General features: G+C 41.6%; 4 protein-coding genes. All 4 read left to right on the top strand.

The window, feature by feature from the left end:
• Window positions 1-1694, top strand: a 1694-nt coding sequence (locus tag ACJMNB_RS08535) for an FISUMP domain-containing protein (RefSeq protein ID WP_405341402.1), incomplete at its 5' end; no start/stop codon positions are given.
• Between the two features lie 48 nt (window positions 1695-1742).
• Window positions 1743-2924 (top strand): RES family NAD+ phosphorylase, encoded by a 1182-nt coding sequence (locus ACJMNB_RS08530; protein WP_405341399.1) that lies wholly within the window; start codon window positions 1743-1745, stop codon window positions 2922-2924.
• Between the two features lie 537 nt (window positions 2925-3461).
• Window positions 3462-5612 (top strand): fibrobacter succinogenes major paralogous domain-containing protein, encoded by a 2151-nt coding sequence (locus ACJMNB_RS08525; protein WP_405341396.1) that lies wholly within the window; start codon window positions 3462-3464, stop codon window positions 5610-5612.
• 214 nt (window positions 5613-5826) lie between these two features.
• The coding region (locus ACJMNB_RS08520) for a hypothetical protein (RefSeq protein ID WP_405341393.1) at window positions 5827-6067 on the top strand (241 nt) is incomplete at its 3' end.

The raw sequence follows: 6067 nt of genomic DNA, 5'->3' as shown, positions 1-6067 counted from the left end.
ACAAGGGCGATACCGGTGCACAAGGCGTCCAAGGCGAGAAAGGCGACAAGGGCGATACCGGTGCACAAGGCGTCCAAGGCGAAAAAGGCGAGAAGGGTGATGCTGGTGAGCAAGGCATCCAAGGCGAAAAGGGAGACAAGGGCGATACTGGCGAACAGGGTATCCAAGGCGAAAAAGGTGACAAGGGTGATACTGGCGAACAGGGTATCCAAGGCGAAAAGGGGGACAAGGGCGATACCGGTGCGCAGGGCATCCAGGGCGAGAAGGGTGACAAGGGTGATACTGGCGAAGGGTGTTCCATTGAACGTAACGGAAGTCTCATTACGATTACTTGTGGCTACCAAAATGCAGTCATCAATCTTAACGAAATTATCGCAAATTCCAATCTAGGAACTTGTTCTAGTGTCAACGAAAATGAGATTAGCAAATATGAAAATACCTACTATATATGCCGTTCCAATGTGTGGGTAGAAGCGTCTGTATTGGAATATGACACCTACAGATGGGAGTCAGGAATCGAAGGGGAAGTGAAAGAAGGATCTGTTGTTGCGACAAACCACTATGTTTATGAAAATGGTGTGTGGAGAGAAACGGCTGATGAGGTTGAATACAACATTGGAGCTTGCGTGACAAGTCGAGACGGTGAGAAAAAGATTCTTAGCGGACAATATTACATATGCCATGAAACATATTGGGATAATGTTTCGGATGTTGTGTATAACCTAGGTTATTGCTCTTCGTCTAGAACAGGTGCTGTACTTGCTTATGAAGGTGTCTATTATACTTGTAAATCAAATGCTTGGACAAAATCGACTTCATTGGAATATAATACATATGGTAAGGTTTGCTTAACCGATGGTTCTATTGTAAGTGGAGTGGTTAATCCAGAAAACAAGTATGTGTGTTCAGCAAATCAATTTAGAGAAGCGAATCAATTAGAAATATCCCTTGATAAAGGTTGTGTGTGCTATACGGAAAATGAAGAAATACGAATAAATATATCGGAAAACTTGGATTCCATTTATACATGTACAAATGGTCTATGGATTGGCTCTATGGATGGAACTGTGTATGAAACTACTTTATTAGATAAGAGAGATGGGAAAAAATATAAGATTGTTGCTATTGACAAACAAATTTGGATGGCAGAAAACCTGAACTATCGCTATCTTGGGAAAACTAAGGACTTAGATTCATCCAGTTTCTGCTATAACAACAAATCTGACAATTGTGCAAAATACGGTCGTCTATATCTGTGGTCTGCAGCTATGGATAGTGCAGGAAGATTTAGCACCAATGGAAAAAATTGTGGTTTTACAAGGACTTGCTCTCCGACTTATCCTGTTCGTGGAATTTGCCCCGAAGGGTGGCATCTACCGGATACTACGGAATGGAATGCCTTGTTTGCCGCTGTGGGAGGAAAAGCCAATGCAAGCAAAGCTCTCAAGTCCAGTTTGGGATGGCCTAATGAGAGTAATTTGACAGATGCATTCTTGTTTTCTGCGTTGCCTGCTGGTTTGATGTCCTTCAATGGAGGGTTCGGCTTCGAGGGCGACGTTGCTAGCTTCTGGAGTTCTACAGAGTACAGTATCTACAACGCATACTACATAAGCCTCAATCAGGGACACGATGATGCTATCCGGCGATATGACCGCAAGGACTTAGGTATTTCTGTTCGTTGCGTTAAAGACTAAATCTTGTATTAGGAGGTTTACGGTGTTTTTTTTGTTTAGTAGGAAAAAATGATTAATAAGATGTTGCCCCAAAATAAAGCGGTTGATGAAGATGAAAACTACTATGTATGCGAGAATTGTTTTCTACACCCCGATATAAGAATTTATATAAAAGAAAAAGGAATAAATCACAGCTGTTGTCTATGTCATAAAGAGGCTTTGTGTGTGAATGCTATAGAAGATGAAGGAATAAGAACGATTTTTTCATTTTTGATTAGACATTATTATTCTTGCCTTGAATATGATAATCATGGCTTGTATCAATTTACAGATCTTTTAAGCAGAGACAATCCTATCATTTCAATTCCTGATGGATGTGATACTGATGTCGTTGAACGATTAACGGACGACCAGCCAATCGCTTTATTTTTTGATCCCCCAATAAGTTGGCCTTTAAAAGAACTTGGTAGCAAGAGGTGGAAAAATATACTTAGTGATCTTGAACTGCAGAACTATGATGATGTTGAATCAAAATATTTAAATCAATTAGAAGCCTTGATTCAAAAGAATTTAACATCAGAATATTCTAATGGCTATTGGTTCAGGGCTAGAATAGGTAATGAAGAAAAAAGAATGACGCAAGGTGAATATGAATTTTCTATAAAAAGTCCATTTTGGGGAAAAGATATTTCGGCTCCGCCCCCGTCAAAAACAGTTGAGTGCAGAGCAAATAGAATAGGCATTTCCCATTTATATTTAGCAACAAGTATTGATACCGCCTTAGCAGAAGTTCGCCCGGCCCCTGGTCATTATGTTTCAATTGGGACATTCAAAGTTGACGAAAACTTAAGAATTCTGAATTTATGTCATACAAATATTCTTGATTATGTATCCCCAAAAAGTGATTACGATGATTATGTATTGTATGACATTTTTCGTAGTGAGTTTGAGACCCCTCTAACGCCAGATAAAAGTAATAGGTATTATAAATCTCAATTTATTACTGATATTGCGAAGAAATGTGGCGCGGATGGATTAATGTTTAACAGTTCTGTTTCAACAGGAATTAATCTTGTTCTTTTTAATACTTCTAATGCAATTTACCAAAGTCATAAAGAAATGCTAGTGAAAATAAAGAAGCAGTCTTATAGGTATGGATTTGTTTCCTATGAAAAAGACAACTTAAGAGAGACATATGAAGAAGTTGTTAAGGAGAAAATTAATCCGCCGTCGAAAAGTGGTAAGACTTAAGATGGTGTAATTGCATACTAAGCCGGTCGGGAAGAAAAAAACTCGGTTTATCACACGAATAAGATTTTTAAACATGACAAAGAAAAAGGAGATAGAAGATGAGTATGGCTAGAATTCAAGAAAGAAACAAGTGTTCTAAGTGCGGCAAAATCTTGCATGAGGGTGATTCCGTTCTTGTTTGCATAGAATGCCGTCGCCCTGTATGTGAAGAATGCTGGAAAAAGGGTCAGCAACTATGCCCGATTTGCAAAGAAAGCATACAACCAGATGTAATAAAATAGCCTGATTATCGAGGAATTTCTGAGATAAAATCATGAAAACATCAATCATCAAAAAAACTCATTAATTAGCGCTGCCTTTGGCATAGCCTTAATCTCTTCGTCATCTTTTGTCGGTTGCGGCAGCGGCGATGATAACGGAACTGACGCCGGCACAACAGCCATAGTCCAGTTGGCTGAGGGATTAGGAGAATGTTCTGCTTCCAACGAGGGAGCCGTATTCTGGGATGAATTGGAAAATAAAGCCTATGTTTGCTCGATGGGAAATTGGGTTGATGACGCTCAAACTGACAACAGCTTGTCTTCGGAGCATAATACGGATGAATTAAGTAGTTCATCAAAAAATGGTGGGATTGTTGATAATCCAGGTTCCCTGGGGCTCGATGTTTCTAGCAATTCTGAAAAAACAGGCTCTAGTACAAGCAACTTGTCTAGCAGTACCATTTTGTCAAGTAGCAGTCAAAAAACAATATCATCCTCCTCTAAGCAAGATAATGCTTCTTCAAGTAGTAGCTCAAAGAAGGCGTCGTCTGCAAGCACGGGGTCAAAATTTGCAAATGGGGTGCTTACAGATTATCGCGATGGGCATACTTATGGAGCGGTAACCATTGGTTCTCAGACCTGGATGTCGGAAAACTTGAACTTTGCCTCTGACAGTAGTTTCTGCTACAACAATGACGAAGACAATTGTACAAAGTATGGAAGACTTTATAAATGGGCTGCCGCTGTGAATAAATCCGAGGAGTCCTGTGGCTTTGGAAATACATGTTCTTTGCCTTCGGAAAAAATTCAGGGTGTTTGCCCTAGTGAATGGCATTTGCCGTCAAAAGCCGAATTTGAAACTTTAATTTCGGCGATAGGAGGGCGCAACATTGCTGGAAAAATTCTCAAGGCCACAACTATTAATGGCTCTGATGACTTTGCATTTGCTGCGTTACCCGCTGGTTATAAGGCCGAAAGCGAAGGTTTTCTTAATGAAGGTAGAGGCGCCTATTTTTGGAGTTCTGAAGAGGGGGCTTATGGACTTAGTGCATACGAAATGTCGCTCAATAGCGCATCCGCAAATGCATATCTACAGACATTGGGCAAGTCCTATGCGGCATCCATTCGGTGCATTAAGGATGTTCCATGGAATCCCTATGTAATAAGCTCTTCAAGTAGTCAAAATATATCGTCTTCATCTAGTCAGAGCAATTCGTCTTCAAGTATAGAATCTACTCCTGACGATGGAACCTTTACAGATTCTCGGGATGGCAAAAAGTATAAGACTGTAACTATAATTGTTGGCATTGGTAAATGGCAGATTTGGATGGCGGAGAATTTGAATTACAATATGGAAAATAGTTATTGCTACGAAGACGATGTAAATAACTGCCAGAAATATGGACGACTTTATACATGGTCAGCGGCAACAAACGCATGTCCCGAGGGATGGACTTTACCATCAACAATAGATTGGAATACCTTGATGCACGGAGATGGAAATGGAGAGGGATGGTCGGCTGCGGGACGGCTTCTCAAATCAACTGAAGGTTGGTACAATAATGGTAATGGACCGGATCGTTATCATTTTACGGCGTTGCCTGCTGGCTTCAGAACTAGCGGCGGAACTTTCCGAAATGAGAGCAACGGCGCATATTTTTGGAGTTCTATGGATGATGGTGATAATAAAGCTGATCTTGTAAGCTTGAATTATGCTGAAAACGCTGCAGGTGCTAACGAATATGACAAGGAATATGGACTTAGTGTTCGCTGCATCAAAAATCCAAATGGGAACAGTTCTTTTGAAGGCTATGGAAGTTTGACAGATTCTCGCGATGGTCAAGTTTATCAAACGGTAGAAATCGGCGAACAGACATGGATGGCGCAGAATCTTAATTATAAAACAACTCGCAGTTTTTATCATAGTGTTTGCTATAAAAACAATGAAAGTAACTGTGTCAAGTACGGGAGACTTTATACTTGGGCTACAGCAATGGATAGTGCTGGAGAATATGGTTCAAATGGTAAAGGCTGTGGCTATGGAAAAGAGTGTTCACCCAAATATCCCACACGTGGAATCTGTCCCGAAGGGTGGCATTTGCCGACAATAAAAGAGTGGCAATATTTAAGAGATGCCGTTGGATCCACTTCTGCTGGGAAAAAACTTAAATCTACATCTGGTTGGTTAATTGATAATGGCCTTGACTTATTCGGTTTTTCTGCACTCCCAGCGGGGGCTGAATATGGTAATCTCGATTTTGGTGATGTACGAGAATACGCAATCTTTTGGTCTGCAACTCCATATTCTGATGCAGTTGATCCAATTGCCGCAAAATATGTGTATTTAAAATACAATCAAAATGAGATGAGTATTAGTCAAGAAGGGAAAGAAGTTGGTATGTCTATTCGTTGTCTAAAAGACAATTAAAAGCAAAAGGACTTCTGCGTTAGGGATAGTGACCCCTTGGGGCCGAGACCATGGGCTCGGTTTTATGAGGCTGGGCGGGAACGGAGTGAACCGGGCGACCCATAAAATATAGCCCGACCCGCACGAATGTGCGGGGAACGCCCAAATGCAAAGGGGCGAATCGTTGCAGAAACCTCCTCGGCTCGGCACAAACCCATAAGCGAGTAAAGCAGAAATGCTTGCATTTCTATTTTCGAGCGGCGGGTTTGGCACTTGTGCAATGGGTCCGCAAGCAGTCCCGCTGCTCTCGCCTTGCGGGGTTTTCCCGATCATCCACTGGGAAGATGGCGAAATCTCTACGGTGGACGATGCCGAACTTCCGGTGCTCCTGCCGGAACTCAAGGACTACAAGCCGGGTGACGGTGGACAGTCTCCGCTCGCCAACGCCACCGAATGGCTTCAGGTGACCGACAAGA

It is taken from the genome of Fibrobacter sp. (assembly GCF_045131395.1).
In the GTDB taxonomy this organism is placed as follows: Bacteria; Fibrobacterota; Fibrobacteria; order Fibrobacterales; family Fibrobacteraceae; genus Fibrobacter.
This window is presented reverse-complemented; position numbering and strand designations above follow the sequence as displayed.

Bases quoted from the DNA above. Each gene is read 5' to 3' on its own strand.
- ACJMNB_RS08530 (WP_405341399.1), top strand. From the start codon at position 1,743: ATGATTAATAAGATGTTGCCCCAAAATAAAGCGGTTGATGAAGATGAA.
- ACJMNB_RS08525 (WP_405341396.1), top strand. From the start codon at position 3,462: ATGGGAAATTGGGTTGATGACGCTCAAACTGACAACAGCTTGTCTTCG.